General features: G+C 62.3%; 1 protein-coding gene. It reads right to left on the bottom strand.

Features of this window, described 5'->3' with window-relative positions:
• Positions 1 to 19 precede the first annotated feature (19 nt).
• Positions 20 to 982, bottom strand: coding sequence for a transposase (locus N5D45_RS22535; protein WP_134732551.1), 963 nt, complete (start codon positions 980 to 982; stop codon positions 20 to 22).
• Positions 983 to 1,210 lie beyond the last annotated feature (228 nt).

Genomic DNA, 1,210 nt, shown 5'->3' with positions numbered 1-1,210 from the left:
CGAGATCCTATGTTCGTGGTCAAGCCTGCTGGAAGCAGGCTTGACCCACCTTCAGCATGGCCGGATCGAAGTCTCGGCCGCTTTTGAACACGCCCCAGGCGATCCTGGCCAGCTTCCTTGCCAGAATGTTGAAGACGGCGGTGCTGGGGTGACCGCGTTTTGCCAGCTCGTCGTAGAGCGGTTGCCCCCGGCGACACCGCTTGAGCCCCATTGCAGCCATGTAGAGCATCTGGCGCAGCATCGGTGCGCCCTGTTTGGACAGCCGACGTCGTCCAGTTCTGCCGCCAGACTCGTTGGGCCGGGGATCCAGGCCGGTGCAGGCAATCCATGCGTTGGCGTTGGCCAACGGCCAGCGCGTCATGTAGTAAATCAGGTGGGACGCGACGGCAGGGCCGATACCCGGGATGGTCAGCAGGCGCTTGTAGAGCGCGCCATGCTCTCCATCGCGGCCCAAGCGCTGCAGTTCGCTTTCCAGCTCCGACAGCGTCCCAGCCAGAGCGCAGAACAGATCAGACAGCTCCCCAGGGTCACTTTTGCTTACCCCGAAGGATTGCTCCAGGCGCGCGCGCGTCTCCACCAGCGCTCGCCGCTTGCGCAGCAAATCGTGCATCTGTTGCTGCTCGTCGGTACGCGGTACGTATTCACGCAGGCGGTCGCTCTCCTTCTTCACATAGCGGGCGATCGCTTGGGCGTCCATGGCGTCTGTCTTGCCACGCGAGCCCGTCGCCCGGGCATAGTTCTTGATCAGCCGTGGATCGATTACATAGACAACGTGGCCCGCCTGGCCAGCCATCCGAGCCAACAACTCGTAGTACCGCCCCGTCGCTTCCATTCCAATCCGGCATCGCTGGGGCAAGGTTTTGAGCCACTTGGCTATCCCGGCCCGGGTGTTGGCGACCCTGTCACCGGCCTTGCGGTCGGCCACCGCCGGCACGAACTCCTTGGAGTCCACGTCCACGCCAATATCGAGAGAATCAGACATTTGTACGGCTCCCAGCTATCTTTAAAGGGCTGGGGTGGTACCGCACCGACGTTAGCTTGCCTACATCGACGATCCCCTTTGGGGGCCGTACGATCCTTTATCGACGTTCGTGTGCGGGATGGGGATCGCTCGACTCGTCTGTCGGCTGGTATCCGCAGATGCATGCTTGACGGTCCCTCCACCCTGGCTCCTACATACCGCGTAGGAGCCGGGAGGAACATACAAGCC

Source organism: Stenotrophomonas sp. GD03819, assembly GCF_029841665.1.
Classification (GTDB): domain Bacteria; phylum Pseudomonadota; class Gammaproteobacteria; order Xanthomonadales; family Xanthomonadaceae; genus Stenotrophomonas; species Stenotrophomonas geniculata.
The sequence above is the reverse complement of the archived record's forward strand: the minus strand, read 5'-3'. Positions and strand labels throughout refer to the sequence as shown.